Genomic DNA, 17,248 nt, shown 5'->3' with positions numbered 1-17,248 from the left:
TCTTCCTCCCCCTACGCTCCGGAGAGCCCATGTCGCTGCCATCCGCCCCGCGTACCGGCCGGACCGGGGGACCGTCCCTGGTGGCCGGTACGGAACTGGTCGGCGAGTTCGAGGGCTCCGGATACCGGGAGCCGCCCCAGCTGGTCTGCCGCCCGGACGGACAGCTGGTCCGGCTGCCCGCCCTGCTCTACCAGCTGGTCCGCTCCCTGGAGCGGCACACGGTGGAGGACCGGAACGACGAGCCGGTCACCGAGCGGGTGGCCGCCGACCTCAGCCGGGAGACGGGACGGTGCTTCACCGCCGACCACATCACCTTCCTCATCGACCGCAAACTCGCGCCCCTGGGCGTCACCACCCGCGCCGACGGCTCGCCCCCGCCACCGCAGACCAGAAGCGACCCCTTCCTGGCCTTCCGATTCCGGCTGGCGGTGCTGCCGGAGCACCTCACCTGGTTTCTCTCCGGCCTGTTCGCCTGGCTGTTCCGGCCGGTGCTGGTGATCCTGGGCGTCTGCGCGTTCCTGGCGGGCGAGACCTGGCTGCTGACCACCCAGGACACCGCCGCCGCGCTGCGGTCGGTGTTCTCCTCACCGGCCCTCATCCTGCTGGTGATCGGGCTGGCCATCGCCTCCTGTGCCTTCCATGAACTGGGCCATGGGGCGGCCTGCCGGTACGGCGGAGTGCGGCCCGGGGCGATGGGCTGCGGCATCTATCTGGTCTGGCCCGCGTTCTACACCGACATCACCAACTCCTACCGGCTGAGCCGGGCCGGCCGCATCCGGGCCGACCTCGGCGGCGTCTACTTCAACGCACTGTTCGCCGTAGGGCTGTTGGGCTGCTATGCGCTGACCGGCTTCCAGCCACTGCTGGTGGCGATCCTCTCCGTCAACCTGGAGATCATCCAGCAGCTGCTCCCGACCCTGCGGTTCGACGGCTACTACATCGTCGCGGACCTGGTCGGCATCCCCGACCTCTTCAAATACATCGCCCCGATTCTGCGACGAGTGCTGCTCCGGCGCCGCGACGAGGACGGCCTGCTGGACGCGCTCAAGCGGCGCCCGCAGCTTGTGGTGGCCTGCTGGGTGCTGTTCCTGATTCCCACGCTGGCGCTTCAACTGGGGCTGGTGGCCGTCAACTTGCCGCAGCTGCTCCAGTCCGACTGGCGGCGGGCCGGTGTGCTGCTGGCTCACGCCGACGGAGCAGTGGCCCTGGCGGCGGCCTGGCTCCAGATCCTGCTGCTGGCACTGCCCCTCGCGGGACTGGCGCTGGCCTTGGGGCGGCCGGGGTGGTTGCTGCTACGGGCGGGGTGGCGCCGGCTGCGGCTGCGAGTGAGTTCCCGACGGTAACCGGGGGCGGGGCCTCCCGCTGAGACAATGGCGAGGTGAAGATCACCGGCGCCGGGAAGCTGTACCTCAATATGAGCGGGGACATCAGACACACCCTTGAGTGCCGGGGCGATGGCGGGCAGATCGTCGCCTTCGACATCTCCCAGGAGTACCGGGACGCCGTCCGGTCCGATGCGCTGCCGCAGAACAAGGACGACCACATTGACGGCGACGCGTTCACCCGGCAGGAATGGAAGCAACTACTCAAGGAGTATCCCGAAATCTGGGACCCAACAAAGGGGGCAGATCTTATGGGATACCCAATAAGCTGTTGGGAGACCTCAGGAAGACCATCATTCCCGGATCCGGACGAGTCGTTCAGGAAGGTTGATTCACACCTCGATGATGCATAGCGCGGAAAGCCTGGAAGCGGAACTTGAGCGCCTTCGGCGCTGCCCCGATGTCGAATCCGCCCCACCGGTCCTCTGCGAGTTCTCCGTGGAGGTCGCCGGTGATCCCGCGCAGTATGCGCAGCGCCTGCGCTCGGTGCTGTCGGCCGCGGTGAACCTCGGCGCCACCGCGGACTTCGAGGAGGATACCGTTCCTGTCGACGAGGTTCCGGACTGGTTCACCGCCATCGGATCGACCGACGATGCCCAGGTCCCGGAGTTCGCGAGGAGCGGCCGCGACGCATATACGAGCTATACGGGGGGTAACCCCTGGGAGCTCCAGAACTGGCTCTACCGGTTCGACTCCGATGACGACTCCCGGGGCTGGGAGTGGTGGGACATCACCCGGGCTGGCCGAGGCAAACTCCATGTGTGGGTGGACAGTTGGGGCGAACCGTCCTTCGGCTGCCAGGAACTGCGATGGGCGGCGTACACGGCAGGTGCGGTGTGGGTCGAAGGGCCCGTGGTCCGGGGAAGTGAGGCATGGGCCGGAGAGGAATCGCTCAATGCTCGCCCATGACAAGGCGACGGCCCGGAAGTGCCTGGTGAGGGCCGTCTATGGAGACTCCGCCATCACCGTCTACCAGGCATATCCAAAAGCGATCGCTGAACGGGCGGTCCGGGCCGGGACGTTCGTGGCGCCGTTCAAGCGGGAACGGATGACCTGGATCAAGCCGTCGTTCCTGTGGATGATGTACCGCTCGGGGTGGGCGTCCAAGCCCGGCCAGGAGCGTGTGCTCGCCATCGAGATCACCCGAGAAGGTTTCGAATGGGCTCTGGGCCATGCCGCCTTGAGCCACTTCGACCACACGCTGCATCCCAACGAGCGCACGTGGCGAAGCGAGCTGCGCGAGAGCCCGGTGCGAATCCAGTGGGATCCTGAACGCTCCATCACCCTGGAGCCTCTTACCGCCCGGGCGATCCAGGTCGGCCTCTCCGGTGAGGCGGTAGACCGCTATGTGGACGACTGGGTCACCGGCATCACCGATATCACCGATTTTGTCCACGAGGTCCACTCCGATGTCACAAAAGGGCGTACAGCAGAAGCGGTAAGCAAGCTCCCGGCTGAGCGGTACTACCCGCTGCCGGAGGAAATCCGGCAGCGGGTCCGGGCGGATGGCTGATCCGTCCTCGCTGTGCACCCTGGCCCCGGCCGTCTGAGTGGAGTTGACCGCCCAGGCAGCGAAGCGGCCATGAAGCCCCCAACGTTCAATCCGTTCCGTGCAGAGCTCCCCAGGCCCACGGAATCCGCCCATGTTCGTGGAAGCGTCATGCTTTCCGGGACGGGACGGGTTGTGCGTGTGCCTGACTAACGCGGCGGCGACTGTTCAAGCTTGCCGATGCGGTGCTGTGTGCGCCTGGCGCGGTGCACTCGGCAGTCGAGCTGACGCTGCTGTCCGAGCACCGACGTAGCTACGGTGTGATGTACGACGGGCTCAACAAGGGCCGGATTAACACCTGCCGACTGAGGTCCCTGCTGGCCGGCCCAGCAGGGACCTCAGTGCGCCGTTATGGCGACAGTGGCCAGGGTGTTCAACATGCACCTACAGCCTGTTGCAGAGATTGGCGGTATTCACCTGTCCACTCGGCTGAACGCTGATCCTCTGGCAGTCCGTCCAGGCCCTCTTTGAGGAAATCGACGGCGTCTGTGTACTTGTTCAGGCCGAGATAGACCATACCGATGTTCATCTGGAAGAACGGCGGGCGGTACCAGTAAAGAGAGGGTGGGGGCTCGACTTCTTTCTGAGTCAGAAGCACAGCCTCATCAAGCATCTTGATGGCTTCCCGCTTCTCTCCAGCCGAGGCGTAACCCTGAGCCGCTTGAAGTGTGTCGAAACAGCGCTGTGCCGGGTGGACCCCGGGCGTGTGCAGCGCCGCCATCGCGTTGCGTACCACACCCCTGTGTCTTCCTTGTTGGCGCGCCACGTACCCTTTGAAGCTGACCGCGATCGCGGCAATGGTTGGATCGTCGGCCTCGTCGGCCAACTCCTCGGCCCGTGAGAGCAGATCAATCGCGCGTTCATCCCTGCGAATGGCGGCATGCAGCCACCCTGTGTACTGGACCCATTCAGCGGCAACAGCCACAAAGGCGCTGCGATGTGTTCCCCGCGCACCACGCGCCAAGTCCTTGATTGTGGCCAATGGGGCCCGCATGGCCGGAAGCACCGCACGGGGCCCTACCGCATCTTCCAATTGCCTTTGGGTCCAAAGGACATCAGCAAGCGCTTTTACGGTTCCTGCGTCGATGCGAGAGGGGTTCTCAATCGCTTTGGCCAGGCGTGAAATGCTGTCCCCGTTCGTCGCAGATGCCAGGGCAGCCAGAGTCCCATTGGCGCCGATCAACTTATCGATGTGCCTTGCAAGTTGGGGCGAGGGAAGCTGTTTCCCGGACAGAACGCGTGAAAGGTATGCGGGGTCGTACTTCATATCGCGGGCGGCGGCTCTCAGTGACGTTCCCCGCTGACGTAGTGCTTCCTTGGCCGCCTCGCCGAACGTTTGACCGGGCATTGGTGATCCCGCCGTGAGTGTGTCTGTTGACTTCCCACTGTAGTCAACACCTGACAGGGCCCAACTCGCCTCATGAGCCGGGAAGATGACAGACCCCGGCGACCGCTAGCACGGCCCCGGGGCACGGCCACGCTGCGAAGGAGCGCGACATGTTCAACCGTATCCGCCAATGGCTCACCCGAGCCAGGCAATCCCATCCGGCCACCAGCACCCCTGCATCGCCCCCGCACACCGCCCCGCAGTCATCCACTCAACGGCCCGCACAAAGGCGCTGCGGATGCGCCCAGCCACCCATCACCCTACGAGACGGCGTCCGAGTCGTCATCACCGCCCACGGCATCAACCTGATGTCAGGGGAGGGGCGATGACCCGCACCACATTCCGTTTTGCTCGCTGGCGAATCATGTCCACCAAGGTGCCCGGCACCCCGCTGGTCTCGCACGAGCTGGAGTGCATGGGGTGCGGTGAACGATCGGGCATGCACCCGGAATTCGAGCGGTGCCGCGACTGGGCGTTCAGCCACAGCGGACGCAACCAACAGCACGGCGGCACCTACCGTGAGATCGTCCATCGGTACTGGACAGCCGACCTGATCGACTGACCAGCGCCACCCCGGCCCGTCACACCAACCAGCCAACTCACAAGCAACGCCGCCTGATGAGCATCAGGAGGCGGGGCTTTCTGAGGAGACCGGACGCCGGGCGGCCGGGGTGGTCGCTGGCGCGGGCGGGGTGCCGCCGGCTGCGGCTGCGAGTGAGTTCCCGGCGGTAACCGGGGGCGAGAGTGTCTTCCTCTCCTTTTTGGGAGACGTTAACCCCTACTTGTCTCGGGATCGCCGCCAACGGCGCTTGGCCCCTACGAGAGAGCCCGACGTCTTCGGACAACGGTCAGGGGTGGTGCGCGGTCGGGGGCAGCCGCGCCGCAGGCGCGAAACGGCGTCGCACCCGCCCCTCAGCCCGCACTGTCACTCCTCCCCGGTAACCTCTCTGACCGGGGAGGGACCTATAGATGTCGTTGACTGACGAACTAACAACGCTTTACGCCCGGCAGGGCAATCCGCGGGCGCTGATTGGCGAATTCCGCCGTACCGAAGTGCTGACACCGGTGCATGACGATTCGGTGATCTCGAGCCCGGCGTCCCTGGCGACGGACTAACGCCTCACCACATGCCACAAGACGGACTCGGGTTTCTGTCCAGGCGCGAGGGTGGAGCGATTGTTATAAAGCATGAGGATCACGTCCTCACGCGCACGTATGGCGCAAAAGGTAGAATCATCAAGGGTCAAGATGCTGGACTCTCCTTCCGTGAAGTACTCGCAAAAGGATATCTGGGACGTGCGGCGAATAGGTGAGATACACTACGGGGATCCGTCGTACTTCAATCACGGAATTCAAGACCTACTCGCCTATTACCGAGGCATCGGCATGATTTAAGGAGATTTCATGACCTTGAGGCCTGAGGTAGAGGACATGCTGGAGGCGGGTCCCTTCCCATCTGAAGATGCATCTGTTGAAGAGATCGCAGAGACTCAGCGTCTCCTGGAGCGAATCAAAGGTCCGATCTCGGACGAGGAGGCCCAAGCGCTCACGACTGTCTTCGGCGAAGACAACTGTTTTGGCCTCTCCTGGACCCTGCTGCACCTCATCGAAACTGCGCCTGGGGCGCAGACTGCCGAGTATACGAATAACCCTGACAACATGTGGATCCAGCTGCTCAATGCACGAGTAGAGTCCATCAGAAATCAATTTGGCGATTGACTCTGGGGTCACTGCAAGGCGGCGAGGTGGCGTTATACCCAGTGGCGATTCGGTCGCAGGGGTGAGAGCGTCATTCCCGCGGACGGTCGGTGAGAGACGCTTGATGGTGCATGCAGAAAAGTTTCCACCTAGGGGGAGGTCTTGAGGGCCTGGGTGGACGATAACTCGGCCACCCTACGCCAGGCCGGCTGGGAAGTGACACTTGATGTAACGCGCGTTGAGTGGCAGGAGCGCAGCGTCTCTCTGGCGATCGACAATGAACAATTCGTGGGTCAATTCACCTTTTGGGGCAGCGGTGCCATAGAGCTGGCCTGTGCTGAAGTCGCCACTGGAGAACTGTGGCACGAGCACAGAGAAGCATTCACAGAAGACAATCTCAGGGAAGCGCTTGAGGGCCTTCTCAATCGCTTAGGTGCTGTGGCGGAGTGCAGTCACGTCCCTGATAGCGGGCGAAGGGCAGCCTCGGGAAAGAATTGATATGCAGTGCTGGAAATTTGTATGGCATCACGACTTCGATGACGAGCCAAGCGTCATCTACAGTGAGATCGGATCGGACGGTTACGAGGTCAGAAAAGTTGTAGGGTTCCGGGACGGCAGGCTGTTGAAAGCCGACGAATCTCATGAAGGGCGAGAGGTGGGGCTGAGCGAGGTCCCTGTGGGCGATATCGAGGACGTCGCACGGCAACCGGAGTTCTCGGCCAGCGCTATCTCAAGCGCAGAATTCAGAGCGGTGTGGGACGTCGCACAATGGGGTGCTTGAATCTCTGCCCGCACCTATGCTGCCGAAGAGAGCTCGAAGGGCGCGTAGCCCTATGCGCAAAACGACTTCGGGGTCAGCGCTCTCCCGAAGGAAAGCCGTACCCCCGTTTCGGGACAGCTCGATACAATCGTTCCCGTCTGTCGAGAACGGCGATTTTTTCCAGGATATGCCTGTCATGGTCAGAGGCCTTTAGAGAGACTTGATAAGGTCCAGCATCAGTGCACCGGTGTCTGAGGCTGACAACGACACGTCTTCCACCCTGTCAAGGATTGCTCGGTAGTTTGCCAGACAGTGCTCGTCATTCAGAAGGGCGCTGCCCTGGGCGACGTCCAGGTGAACGGTGTCCAGTTGAGGAACGGGTCCGGCAGCGTAAAGCGTGGAGATCCCCGCGTTGGGAAAGCCGCCTGCCGCGAAGGGGATGACTCGAACTGTGATGTTGTCCCGCTCGGTCGCTTCGAGCACGTGCTCCAGCTGCCGCCGGGTAACCTTCGGGCCGCCGAACTGCATCCGCATCGCGGACTCGTGGATGAGGAAGGTGCAGTCAGGCGCCCCTGCACTGTCCAAAACGTCCCTGCGCCGCATGCGGAAGGAAAGTCTGCGCCGCAGGACAGCTGATGGTGGGGAAGGGATGGCTGTGGCAAGTACGGCCTTCGCGTAGTCCTCGGTCTGCAGGAGGCCCGGCATATGGAGGATCTGGACCGTCCGAATCCGACAGGCGTGGTGCTCAAGTTCAGCCACATCGAGGGCGCCGGTCGCGATGGAGCCGCGGTACTCCTCCCACCAGCCTCTGCCGCGTTCTTCGGCCATGACGGCCAACGCGTTCACGTAGGCCGTGTCTTGGCACGCATAGATGCGGGCCAGCGCTCTGACGCGCTCGGCGCTCACCCCAAAGCGGCCGGCTTCGATGTTGCTGATGCCGGTTCGGTTGGTGCCAAGGTGCTTCGCGGCTTGGGGTGCGGTCATCCCGGCGTGCTCGCGCAGCTTGCGTAGCTCGGCGCCAAGTCGCTGTTGCCGTGCGGTTGGTGCTGCTCTCGGTGGCACGTGCGTCCTGCCTCCTCACGGGGTGCTCCCATGGTGCCACGTTGGTCAGTTGAGCGACACAGCACTCCAACGGGTTGGATGTGGAAGTAGAACTCGTGCTACGGATGCTGAGTGTGGTCTGCTCAAACTGCGCACCTCATTGCCAGGGAATGAACCGAAGCGCAGCTGCCGCAGCGACGTTCGCCCATGGCTGGCCGGGCCACGGATGGCCCCGAGGAGTGCCGACCGCCAGGTATCGCGTTGGGGAGACCGCCATGGGCACAGCAGTGGCCGCTGCCACGAGCACCATCCGCGAAGAAGCAGCACAGTCCCACTATGAGTTGACCGCCCCGGCAAACCGCCGTACCCCCCTGCTGGCGAGGCGGTTCGTCGCTGGCGCACTCGAGGCGACGGGGCACCTCGGCCTGAGTGATGACGCTTGCGTCTGCGTCTCCGACGTCGTGACCAACGTCGTCCAGCACGCCGGAGTGCGCAGCCTGCGCATTGAGTTGACGGCGCACACCAACGGCGTGGTCGTGGCCGTATGCGATGACAACATCCGCCGCCTGCCATGGCCCCGGCAGGCCCGGGACGACGAAGAGAGCGGTCGTGGGCTCGCGCTCGTGCAAGAGATCGCTCACGCGTCCGGCGTCAGCGGGATCTGGGACGAGCTGCAACTCATGGGGAAGCGGGTGTGGTTCGAGTTGAGGGAGGAGCGGGAGGGGTGGGTGGAGGGGGCCACTGAGTAGGGGAGGGGCGCCCTGCGCGTTCAGCGCCCGGGGGCGCACCGTTCATCGGGCCGGACGGCCCCCCGCACCGGTCTGCGCCGATTTCCCGCATGGTGCGTACACTGTCCTCAACTCACCCTTGTTACTCGTGCGTTCCGCACGGTCACTCAGTGACATCTGTGACTGTTCCGCCCCCCGCACCCCATGGCAGCCTCGTTCCGTCGCAATTCAGGGGCGTACCTCGGGGGAGACAATGGACAAGCGGTACGAGGTCTACTGCCTGGCGGACGGGCAATTCTATGAGACCCCGGACCGGCTGGCCGGCATCGGGGAGCAGGGGAGCGCGCTGTATGAGACGGCGCGGCGGCCGGTGCCCGGAGGGTGGGAGAGCGCGCGTACCGGGGACTGGCTGCATCTGTTCCCCAGCGGCAAGGAACTGCCCGCGCAGGGCTGGAAGATCCATGTGGCGGCCACCGCGGACACCGCCGAGAAGACGGCGGCCACGGTCTGGGACTACTGCGTGGCCCGGGGCATCCCCTTCAAGTTCGTACCGGCGCCGCATCTGCTGCACCTGAGGAACAGCAAGTACGCGGGGCGGGACATGAGCGGCAAGGCCGTGACCATCTACCCGTCGGATGAGCGGCAACTGGAGCTCACGCTCAATGAGTTGCAGGAGCTGATCGGCGGCTGGCCAGGGCCGTATATCCTCACCGATCTGCGCTGGCACGAGGGGCCGTTGTATGTGCGCTACGGCGCGTTCGCCCGGCGGTTCTGTGTGGATGAACGCGGGCGGCTGGTGCCGGCGGTGGAGGACGGCGAGGGGAAGCTGGTGCCGGACGGGCGGGAGCCGGCGTTCCGGGTGCCGGAGTGGGTGACCCTGCCGGAGTTCCTCCGGCCGCAGCTGGCCGCGCGCAACGCGACCACGGTGGGCGAGCTGCCCTACACCATCGACAAGGCGCTGCACTTCTCCAACGGCGGCGGGGTGTACACCGGTACCGACCGGCGTAACGGCCGCAAGGTGGTGCTGAAGGAGGGGCGGCCCTACGCCGGTCTGGCCTCGGACGGCGCCGACGCGGTGGCCCGGCTGGAGCGGGAGAAGGCGGCGCTGGAGCGGCTGTCGGGGCTGGGTGTGGCGCCCGAGGTGCGGGACTGGTTCCAGCTGGGGGACCACCGCTTCCTGGTGATGGACTTTGTCGAGGGACGGGCGCTCAACTCCTTCTTCGCGGAACGGCATCCGCTGCTGGCGGCCCGCCCGGATCCGAAGGCGGTGGCCGACTACACCCGGTGGGCGCTGCGGGTGCACCGGGCGGTGGAGGAGGCCGTGACGGCCGTCCACTCCCGGGGCATGGTCTTCAACGACCTGCATATGTTCAATGTGATGGTGGCGCCGGACGAGCAGTCGGTGGCGCTGATCGACTTCGAGGCGGCCGCGGACGCCGCGGACAATGGGCGTCAAGTCGTCGCCCACCCCGGCTTCTTCGCCCCGCCGGACCGCCGGGGCGTGGAGGTGGACCGTTATGCCCTGGCCTGTCTGCGGCTGGCGCTGTTCCTGCCGGTGACCACCCTGCTGGTGATCGACCGGCAGAAGGCGGCGCATCTGGCGGAGGTGATCGCCGCCGAATTCCCGGAGGTGCCAAGGGAGTTCCTGGACGAGGCGGTACGGGAGATCACGCGTACCGCGGACGGCACCGGCAGAATCGTTCCGCCAATCGTTCCGCCATCGGGCTCCGCGCTGCCGGACACCGCCGACTGGCCCGCCGCCCGGGACTCCATGGTGCGCGGCATCCTCGCCTCGGCCACCGTGGACCGGGACGACCGGCTGTTCCCCGGCGATGTGGAGCAGTTCTCCGACGGCGGCGGACTGGGCCTGGCACATGGCGCGGCCGGAGTGCTCCACGCCCTCGCCGAGGTGGGCGCCGAGCGCTATGAGGCCGGCGAGGACTGGCTGCTGAGGCACACCGCCCCGCCGCCGGCCGGCACCCCGCTGGGGCTGTACGACGGGCTGGCGGGCGTCGCCCTGGTGCTGGACCGGCTGGGGCACCGCGAAAGAGCCCTGGAACTGGTGGAGTCGGTGCTCGCCGAACGGTGGCAGCGGCTGACCCCGGATCTGCGCGGCGGACTGGCCGGCATCGGCCTGGTGCTGGAGCGGCTGGCGCACACCACCGGCGAGAGCCGGCTGGCCCAACGGGCCGAGGAGGCAGCCCGGTTGCTGGCCGAGCGGCAGGCGGCCGACCTGGCCGATCGGGAGCGGGCGCGGCGCGGCCGGGCGGGGCTGCTGCGCGGGGCCAGTGGGCCGGCCCTGCTCTTCCTGCGGCTGTATGAGCGCACCGCCGACCCGGCGCTGCTGGATTTGGCCAAAAATGCGCTGCGGCTGGATCTGGCCCACACCGTGCTGACCCCCAGCGGCAGCCGCCAGGTGGACGAGAAGTGGCGCACCATGCCCTATCTGGGCGACGGCAGCGTGGGCATCGCCATGGTGCTGGACGAACTGCTCGCCCACACCGAGGACGAGGAACTCGCCCGTGCCCGGGCGGAGATCCTGCCCGCCGCCTGCTCCCGGTTCTACGCCCAGCCGGGGCTGTTCCAGGGGCGCGCCGGAATGATCCTGCACCTCAGCCGGACCACCACCCCCGGCGACCACCGCGCGGCGCTGGCCGCGCAGGTCGGGGCGCTGGGCTGGTACGGCATGTCCTACCGAGGCGAACTGGCCTTCCCCGGACACCAGATGATGCGACTGTCCATGGATCTGGCCACCGGAACGGCGGGCTGTCTGCTCGCCCTGGGCGCGGCGCTGGACGACCGCCCGGTCCGGCTGCCGTTCCTCTGACCGCCCCCGACGCCCGGACGCACCGGGCCCCATGAGCCGGTTCCGCTGCACCGCGGATCCGTGATGAGCAGTACCCAGCAGTACCAAACAGTCCCCATGAGAAAGGAAACCATCATGGCGCTTCTCGACCTGCAGAGCATGGAGTCCGAGGACCTGGGCACCACCGCCCACGAGAGCACGGTCAGCCTGCTGTCCTGTGTCAGCCAGGTCAGCGTGCTGCTCTGCATCTGATCCAGGCAGCGGTCACAGCGGTAAAGCGGGCCCTCCCTCAGGGGAGGGCCCGTCCGCCTGTTTACAGCCAGCCGGCGCTGCGGGAGATACGTATGGCGTCAACTCTGTTGCGGGCGCCGGTTTTTCGGGTGATGGCGGCCATATAGTTGCGTACCGTGCCGTTGGCCAGGTGCAGGCCGCAGGCGATCTCGTCGATGGAGGCGCCCTCGGCGGCCAGTGAGAGGACGTTCAGCTCCCGGGTGGTCAGCGGGATATCGGCGGCCTGGAGGAAGCCGAAGCCCAGGGATTCGTCGATATAGCGCTCGCCCGAGGCCACCTTGCGGATGCCCTCGATGAGGTGCTCGGGGGCGGCGTTCTTGCTCAGGTAGCCCAGCGCACGGGCCTCATAGGCCAGCCGCAGCGGGCCGGGACGGCCCCGGCTGACCAGGGCGAGCAGTGCGCTGTGCGGTCCGTCGCCGGCGGGACATCGCCGGGCCAGCTCCCTTACGCCATGGGGTTTGGCGGCTTCCGGGGAGTCCATATCGACCACACACACCTGGGGCCGTCCCTCGAGTCCGGCGACCTCCCCCCACCCGGCCGTGGTCACCTCGATACCGGGCTCCTTCTCCAGCAGTGCCGCCAGCGCGGTGCGCAGCAGCCGGGTGTCATGGACCAGCAGAACCTGGATCACCGAACCGTTCCTCCCCGCAGGACTTCTACAGCCTTGTTCGTTTAACACCGGCCGCTCCTTTCATACCTGCGAGGCATGAACCTTGCGGGAGTTGACGACAGGCGGGGAAAACGCAAGAGCGAAAAGGACTCAGGAAATCAGCCGGCAGGCCGTTTCGATGTCCACCCGCACCTGGGCGATGGAGGCCCGCCCGGACAGCCAGGTGACCAGGGCCGAGTGCCAGGTGTGCTCGATCACCCGGACCGCCGAGAGCTGCTCGGGGGTGGGGGTGCCGGTCAGCCCCATGGCGTCCAGGATGATCGCGGTGGTCAGCCGGGAGACGGTGTCCACCTCGGCGCTGACCGAACGGTCGGCGAAGGTCAGGGCGCGCACCATGGCGTCGGCCAGATGCGGTTCGCGCTGCATGGCGCGGAAGGCGCGCATCAGCGTCTCGGCGACCCGTGCGGCCGGATCCTCCCCGGTGGGCGGCCGTTTGCGCAGGGTGTCGTGCAGCCGCTCCAACTGGTCCTGCATGGTGGCCACCAGCAGATGGACCTTGGAGGGGAAGTAGCGGTAGAGGGTGCCGAGCGCCACCCCGGAGGACTCCGCCACCTCCCGCATCTGCACCGCGTCAAAGCCGCCCCGGCCGGCCAGTTGGGCACTGGTGGCCAGAATGCGGCGGCGGCGGGCCTCCTGGCGCTCGGTGAGCGGCGCGGCGGCCGGCTTGGGGGATGCGGTCATCTGTGGCTGGGGGTTCCGTTCCGTGCGTACCGGCTGCGGCGGCGGACACGCTGCATGATGTCAGGGCTTCGCGCAGTGACGCGAATCACTGGAACGTGTTCTGAACCCGCCCGGTATGGTCGGCAGTTGCCGGGCCCGGCGATAGTTGGAACTTGTTCTAGGTATAGGCAGCGGTTACGCTCCCGCTGAACTGCAGGAAGAAGGGGGCCGCGAGTGACCGCTGAGACCGCCCGGGCAGTCGGGTCACCACCGCTCCGCGCGGTGCCCGCCGCCGACGGTGACGGCCCGCTGCGCATCGCGCTGCTGTCCTACAAGGGCAACCCGTTCTGCGGTGGTCAAGGGGTCTATGTCCGCCACCTCTCCCGGGAACTGGCCCGTCTGGGGCACTCGGTGGAGGTCATCGGCGCCCAGCCCTATCCGGTGCTCGACGAGGGGGTCACCCTCACCGAGCTGCCCAGCCTGGACCTCTACCGGCAGCCCGACCCCTTCCGCACCCCGGGCCGCGAGGAGTACCGCGACTGGGTGGACGCCCTGGAGGTGGCCACCATGTGGACCGGCGGCTTCCCCGAGCCGCTGACCTTCTCGCTGCGCGCCCGGCGCCATCTGGCCGCCCGCCGCGGTGACTTCGACGTGGTCCACGACAACCAGACCCTCGGCTATGGCCTGCTCGCCGACCTGGGCGCCCCGCTGGTGACCACCATTCACCACCCCGTCACCGTGGACCGGCGCCTGGAACTGGACGCCGCCGACAACCTCGGGCGCCGGCTGTCCGTCCGCCGCTGGTACGGCTTCACCCGGATGCAGGAACGGGTCGCCCGCCGCCTGCCCCGGGTGCTCACCGTCTCCGGCTCCTCCCGGCAGGAGATCACCGAGCATCTGGGGGTGCGCCCGGAGCGCATCCATGTGGTGCCCATCGGCGCCGACACCGACCTCTTCGCCCCCGACCCCGCCGTAGCCGAGATCCCCGGCCGGATCGTCACCACCTCCAGCGCCGATGTCCCGCTCAAGGGCCTGATCCACCTGATAGAGGCGCTGGCCAAGGTCCGTACCGAGCACCCGGACGCCCATCTGGTGGTGGTCGGCAAGCGTGCCGACGACGGGCCGGTGGCCCAGGCCATCGAACGGTTCGGGCTGGCGGGCGCGGTCGAGTTCGTCAAGGGCATCAGCGACGCCGAGCTGGTGGACCTGGTGCGTGGCGCCCAGGTCGCCTGTGTGCCCTCGCTCTACGAAGGCTTCTCGCTGCCCGCCGCCGAGGCCATGGCCACCGGCACCGCGCTGGTCGCCACCACCGGCGGCGCCATCCCGGAGGTGGCCGGCCCGGACGGCGAGACCTGCCTGGCCGTGCCGCCGGGCGACGCCGGCGCGCTGGCCGCCGCCCTCGGCCGGCTGCTGGACGACGGGGGACTGCGCCGCCGGCTGGGCGCCGCCGGACGGCAGCGGGTGCTGGAGAGGTTCACCTGGCGGCAGGCGGCCATTGGCACCGCCGAGCACTACCGGGCCTCCCTCGCCCGCTGGACCGCGGCCCGCCGGGCGCGCGAGGGCACCGCCGCCCGCCCCGGCAGACCCGTCTGACCACCGGGCGGGCTCACCTGACCCACCGGGCAGACCCGGCCACCACGCACCACCGACCCGCTCCGCCGGACGAAAGCAGACACCGTGCTGACCGTCGACTTCTCCCGCTTCCCGCTCGCCCCCGGCGACCGCGTCCTCGACCTGGGCTGCGGCGCCGGCCGGCATGCCTTCGAGTGCTACCGGCGCGGCGCCCGGGTGGTGGCGCTGGACCGCAACGCCGAGGAGATCCGCGAGGTCGCCAAGTGGTTCGCCGCCATGAAGGAGGCCGGTGAGGCCCCGGCCGGTGCCACCGCCACCGCCATGGAGGGCGACGCCCTGGCGCTGCCCTTCCCCGACGAGAGCTTTGATGTAGTGATCATCTCGGAGGTGATGGAGCACATCCCCGATGACAAGGGAGTGCTCGCCGAGATGGTCCGGGTGCTGCGGCCCGGCGGCCGGATCGCCGTCACCGTGCCCCGCTATGGCCCGGAGAAGATCTGCTGGGCGCTCAGCGACGCGTACCACGAGGTCGAGGGCGGCCATATCCGCATCTACAAGGCCGATGAACTGCTCGGCAAGATGAGGGAGGCCGGGCTCCGGCCGTACGGCACCCATCATGCACACGGTCTGCACAGCCCCTACTGGTGGCTGAAGTGCGCCTTCGGCGTGGACAACGACCAGGCGCTGCCGGTGCGGGCGTACCACAAGCTGCTGGTCTGGGACATCATGAAAAAGCCCCTGGCCACCCGGCTGGCCGAGCAGGCGCTCAACCCGGTGATCGGCAAGAGCTTTGTCGCCTATGCCACCAAGCCGCACGCTCCCCAGGGCGCGTTGGGCGAGGACGGGGCGCCCGCAACCGGCTCGCACGCCACCACGGAGGGGCGCGCGTGACCACCTACAGCCGCCGCCCGGGACGTACCGAACGCCTGGTGCTGCCCGGAGTGCTCACGGTCGAAGAGGCCGCCGAGACCGTCGCCGGGATAGCCGCCGTCCAGCGCGAGGACGGGGCCATACCGTGGTTCCGCGGCCACCACCTCGACCCCTGGGACCATGTCGAGGCCGCCATGGCGCTGGACGCGGCCGGTGAGCACGGCCGCGCCGAGGCCGCCTACCGCTGGCTGGCCGAGCACCAGAACGCCGACGGCTCCTGGTACGCGGCCTATGCCGACGGCGCCGCCGAGGAGGTCACCGACCGCGGCCGGGAGACCAACTTCACCGCCTATGTGGCGGTCGGCGTCTGGCACCACTACCTGGCCACCGGCGACGACGCCTTCCTGGACCGGATGTGGCCGGTGGTCTACGCGGCCATGGAGTTCGTCCTCGGCCTCCAGCAGCCCGGCGGGCAGATCGGCTGGAAGCGCGAGCCGGACGGCCGGGCGGTGCCCGAGGCCCTGCTCACCGGATGCTCCTCCATTTACCAGGCGCTGCGCTGCGCGCTGGCCATCGCCGAACACCGCGAAGAGCCGCAGCCCGACTGGGAGTTGGCGGTGGGCCTGCTGGGCCATGCGATACGCCACCACCCCGAGCGCTTCCTGGACAAGAGCCGCTACTCCATGGACTGGTACTACCCGGTGCTGGCCGGCGCGCTCACCGGCGAGGCCGCCAAGCGGCGCATCGAGGCGGACTGGGACCGCTTTGTGGTGCCGGGCCTGGGGGTGCGCTGTGTGGTGCCCAATCCCTGGGTCACCGGTGGCGAGAGCTGTGAACTGGCCCTGGCGCTCTGGGTGATGGGCGAGTCCGACCGCGCGGTGGAGATCCTGCGCTGGATCGGCCATCTGCGGGCGGACAACGGCATGTACTGGACCGGCTATGTCTTCGCGGACCAGGCGGTCTGGCCGGAGGAGCAGACCAGCTGGACCGCGGGCGCCCTGCTGCTGGCGGTGGCCGCGCTGGGCGGTGACGAGGCGACCATGGCGGTGTTCGGCGGCGAGGGACTGCCGACGGGGCTGGAGCCCGACTGCTGCGGATAGCCTGCCGGGCGGGGCCGGACCCATGAACGAGGGCGTCGCCCGAACGGTACGGTCCGGAGTGCGGGAAGCGCCGCTTTGGGTAAGCCTTGTCGGGACTGTCCCCAAGCGCCGTCGGAGGCCACCGTGTCCAGTCGCGCCCGCGTTCGCCGTACCGCCGTAGCGCTGCCCCTGGTCTGCAGCCTGCTCCTGGTCGCCCCCGCCTGCGGTGGCGGCGGCAAGAAGGAGAGCAAGAGCGAGGCCTCGCCCACCACCTCGGCGGAGAAGCAGAAGTTCGCCAAGACCCGGTTTGTCGCCAACGCCGGGCTCGCCGCGGGCGCCACCTACAAATGGATCGTCAAGCCCTACAAGGAAGGCGCCTTCAAGAAGGGCGAGAAGGGCCGGGTCAAGGCCCTGGCCAAGGCGGCCCTGGCCGGCACCTTCACCTACAACCGGCTCAAGGCCGCCAAGAAGAACGCCGAGGGCGACCCCACCCTCTCCAAGGCACTGGCGCCCGTCGCCGCCGGCATCGAGTCGCTCAAGGGCCTGCCCGGCAAGCTGAAGAACGGTGACTCCGTGGACGGCGACGTCAACAACTACCAGGACGTCATCAACAAGGTGAAGGACGCCGGCAAGAGCGCCGGTGCCGAGGTCAAGGACAAGACGCCCTCCTCGAGCGAGCTGACCCACTCGGGCGGCTGAACCGGCCGTCCGGTATGGGACGTTGTCGCGCTCGTCGGCAATGAGAGCATCGCGGG

21 protein-coding genes are annotated in these 17,248 nt (G+C 67.5%); 16 read left to right on the top strand and 5 right to left on the bottom strand.

Annotated features, from left to right (window positions below):
- Positions 1-29: 29 nt before the first annotated feature.
- From CV755_RS16035 to CV755_RS16020, 4 genes are read left to right on the top strand one after another with little or no spacing between them, the layout of a single operon-like run.
- On the top strand, positions 30-1,343 hold the full coding sequence (locus CV755_RS16035) for a zinc metalloprotease (protein WP_109280926.1): 1,314 nt from the start codon (positions 30-32) through the stop codon (positions 1,341-1,343).
- A gap of 35 nt (positions 1,344-1,378) precedes the next feature.
- Complete coding sequence (locus tag CV755_RS16030; protein ID WP_241561235.1) at positions 1,379-1,735, top strand: hypothetical protein; 357 nt, start codon at positions 1,379-1,381, stop codon at positions 1,733-1,735.
- Positions 1,710-2,291 (top strand): hypothetical protein, encoded by a 582-nt coding sequence (locus CV755_RS16025; protein WP_338323665.1) that lies wholly within the window; start codon positions 1,710-1,712, stop codon positions 2,289-2,291. The genes CV755_RS16030 and CV755_RS16025 overlap by 26 nt, the downstream gene beginning before the upstream one ends.
- Positions 2,278-2,895, top strand: a complete 618-nt coding sequence (locus tag CV755_RS16020; protein ID WP_109280924.1) for a DUF4291 domain-containing protein — start codon at positions 2,278-2,280, stop codon at positions 2,893-2,895. The genes CV755_RS16025 and CV755_RS16020 overlap by 14 nt, the downstream gene beginning before the upstream one ends.
- 409 nt (positions 2,896-3,304) lie before the next feature.
- Here CV755_RS16020 and CV755_RS16010 read toward each other — a convergent pair whose 3' ends face one another.
- A complete protein-coding gene (locus CV755_RS16010) occupies positions 3,305-4,279 on the bottom strand; it encodes a helix-turn-helix domain-containing protein (RefSeq protein ID WP_109280923.1) in 975 nt (324 codons plus the stop codon).
- A 364-nt stretch (positions 4,280-4,643) separates the two neighbouring features.
- Between CV755_RS16010 and CV755_RS16005 the strand changes: the two genes are divergently transcribed.
- The 5 genes from CV755_RS16005 (at position 4,644) to CV755_RS36940 (ending at position 6,797) form a co-directional block, all read left to right on the top strand.
- Positions 4,644-4,880, top strand: a complete 237-nt coding sequence (locus CV755_RS16005) for a DUF7848 domain-containing protein (protein ID WP_109280922.1) — start codon at positions 4,644-4,646, stop codon at positions 4,878-4,880.
- A 407-nt stretch (positions 4,881-5,287) separates the two neighbouring features.
- The gene (locus tag CV755_RS34700) at positions 5,288-5,434 is read left to right on the top strand and encodes a hypothetical protein (RefSeq protein WP_161968706.1); all 147 of its coding nucleotides are present in this window, start codon (positions 5,288-5,290) and stop codon (positions 5,432-5,434) included.
- 288 nt (positions 5,435-5,722) lie between these two features.
- Complete coding sequence (locus tag CV755_RS16000) at positions 5,723-6,037, top strand: hypothetical protein (protein WP_109280921.1); 315 nt, start codon at positions 5,723-5,725, stop codon at positions 6,035-6,037.
- 153 nt (positions 6,038-6,190) lie between these two features.
- Positions 6,191-6,514 (top strand): immunity protein TriTu family protein, encoded by a 324-nt coding sequence (locus CV755_RS34225; RefSeq protein WP_153068677.1) that lies wholly within the window; start codon positions 6,191-6,193, stop codon positions 6,512-6,514.
- A 1-nt stretch (position 6,515) separates the two neighbouring features.
- On the top strand, positions 6,516-6,797 hold the full coding sequence (locus CV755_RS36940) for a DUF6881 domain-containing protein (RefSeq protein ID WP_109280920.1): 282 nt from the start codon (positions 6,516-6,518) through the stop codon (positions 6,795-6,797).
- Here the strand turns inward: CV755_RS36940 and CV755_RS37195 are convergent.
- Together CV755_RS37195 and CV755_RS15985 are read right to left on the bottom strand one after the other, a co-directional pair.
- Positions 6,747-6,974: a DUF397 domain-containing protein gene (locus CV755_RS37195; protein WP_109280919.1), complete on the bottom strand. Its 228-nt coding sequence runs from the start codon at positions 6,972-6,974 to the stop codon at positions 6,747-6,749. The genes CV755_RS36940 and CV755_RS37195 overlap by 51 nt on opposite strands.
- 12 nt (positions 6,975-6,986) lie before the next feature.
- Positions 6,987-7,838 (bottom strand): Scr1 family TA system antitoxin-like transcriptional regulator, encoded by an 852-nt coding sequence (locus CV755_RS15985; RefSeq protein ID WP_109280918.1) that lies wholly within the window; start codon positions 7,836-7,838, stop codon positions 6,987-6,989.
- Positions 7,839-8,092: 254 nt separating this feature from the next.
- Here CV755_RS15985 and CV755_RS15980 point away from each other — a divergent pair, with 254 nt between their 5' ends.
- The 3 genes from CV755_RS15980 to CV755_RS15970 all read left to right on the top strand — a co-directional run bounded on the left by CV755_RS15980 (position 8,093) and on the right by CV755_RS15970 (position 11,603).
- Positions 8,093-8,566, top strand: coding sequence for an ATP-binding protein (locus CV755_RS15980; RefSeq protein WP_153068676.1), 474 nt, complete (start codon positions 8,093-8,095; stop codon positions 8,564-8,566).
- A 232-nt stretch (positions 8,567-8,798) separates the two neighbouring features.
- A complete protein-coding gene (gene lanKC, locus CV755_RS15975; RefSeq protein ID WP_109280916.1) occupies positions 8,799-11,372 on the top strand; it encodes a class III lanthionine synthetase LanKC in 2,574 nt (857 codons plus the stop codon).
- A 114-nt stretch (positions 11,373-11,486) separates the two neighbouring features.
- Positions 11,487-11,603 carry a SapB/AmfS family lanthipeptide gene (locus tag CV755_RS15970; RefSeq protein ID WP_109280915.1) on the top strand — a complete coding sequence of 39 codons (117 nt, stop codon included), beginning with the start codon at positions 11,487-11,489 and terminating at the stop codon, positions 11,601-11,603.
- A 61-nt stretch (positions 11,604-11,664) separates the two neighbouring features.
- Here the strand turns inward: CV755_RS15970 and CV755_RS15965 are convergent, their stop codons facing one another.
- On the bottom strand, positions 11,665-12,273 hold the full coding sequence (locus CV755_RS15965) for a response regulator transcription factor (protein ID WP_109280914.1): 609 nt from the start codon (positions 12,271-12,273) through the stop codon (positions 11,665-11,667).
- 129 nt (positions 12,274-12,402) lie between these two features.
- A complete protein-coding gene (locus CV755_RS15960; RefSeq protein WP_109280913.1) occupies positions 12,403-12,993 on the bottom strand; it encodes a TetR family transcriptional regulator in 591 nt (196 codons plus the stop codon).
- A 213-nt stretch (positions 12,994-13,206) separates the two neighbouring features.
- Here CV755_RS15960 and CV755_RS15955 point away from each other — a divergent pair, with 213 nt between their 5' ends.
- From CV755_RS15955 to CV755_RS15940, 4 genes are all read left to right on the top strand, one after another.
- A complete protein-coding gene (locus CV755_RS15955; RefSeq protein ID WP_109280912.1) occupies positions 13,207-14,565 on the top strand; it encodes a glycosyltransferase family 4 protein in 1,359 nt (452 codons plus the stop codon).
- Positions 14,566-14,649: 84 nt separating this feature from the next.
- Positions 14,650-15,435 (top strand): class I SAM-dependent methyltransferase, encoded by a 786-nt coding sequence (locus CV755_RS15950; protein ID WP_241561234.1) that lies wholly within the window; start codon positions 14,650-14,652, stop codon positions 15,433-15,435.
- Complete coding sequence (locus tag CV755_RS15945; protein WP_109280911.1) at positions 15,432-16,514, top strand: prenyltransferase/squalene oxidase repeat-containing protein; 1,083 nt, start codon at positions 15,432-15,434, stop codon at positions 16,512-16,514. The genes CV755_RS15950 and CV755_RS15945 overlap by 4 nt, the downstream gene beginning before the upstream one ends.
- Before the next feature lie 123 nt (positions 16,515-16,637).
- Entirely contained in the window at positions 16,638-17,192 is a 555-nt protein-coding gene (locus tag CV755_RS15940) for a hypothetical protein (protein ID WP_109280910.1), read from the top strand.
- Positions 17,193-17,248 lie beyond the last annotated feature (56 nt).

It is taken from the genome of Streptomyces orinoci (assembly GCF_003121295.1).
In the GTDB taxonomy this organism is placed as follows: Bacteria; Actinomycetota; Actinomycetes; order Streptomycetales; family Streptomycetaceae; genus Streptomyces; species Streptomyces orinoci.
Note: the sequence above shows the minus strand (reverse complement) of the source record. Positions and strands in the feature narration are given on the sequence as shown.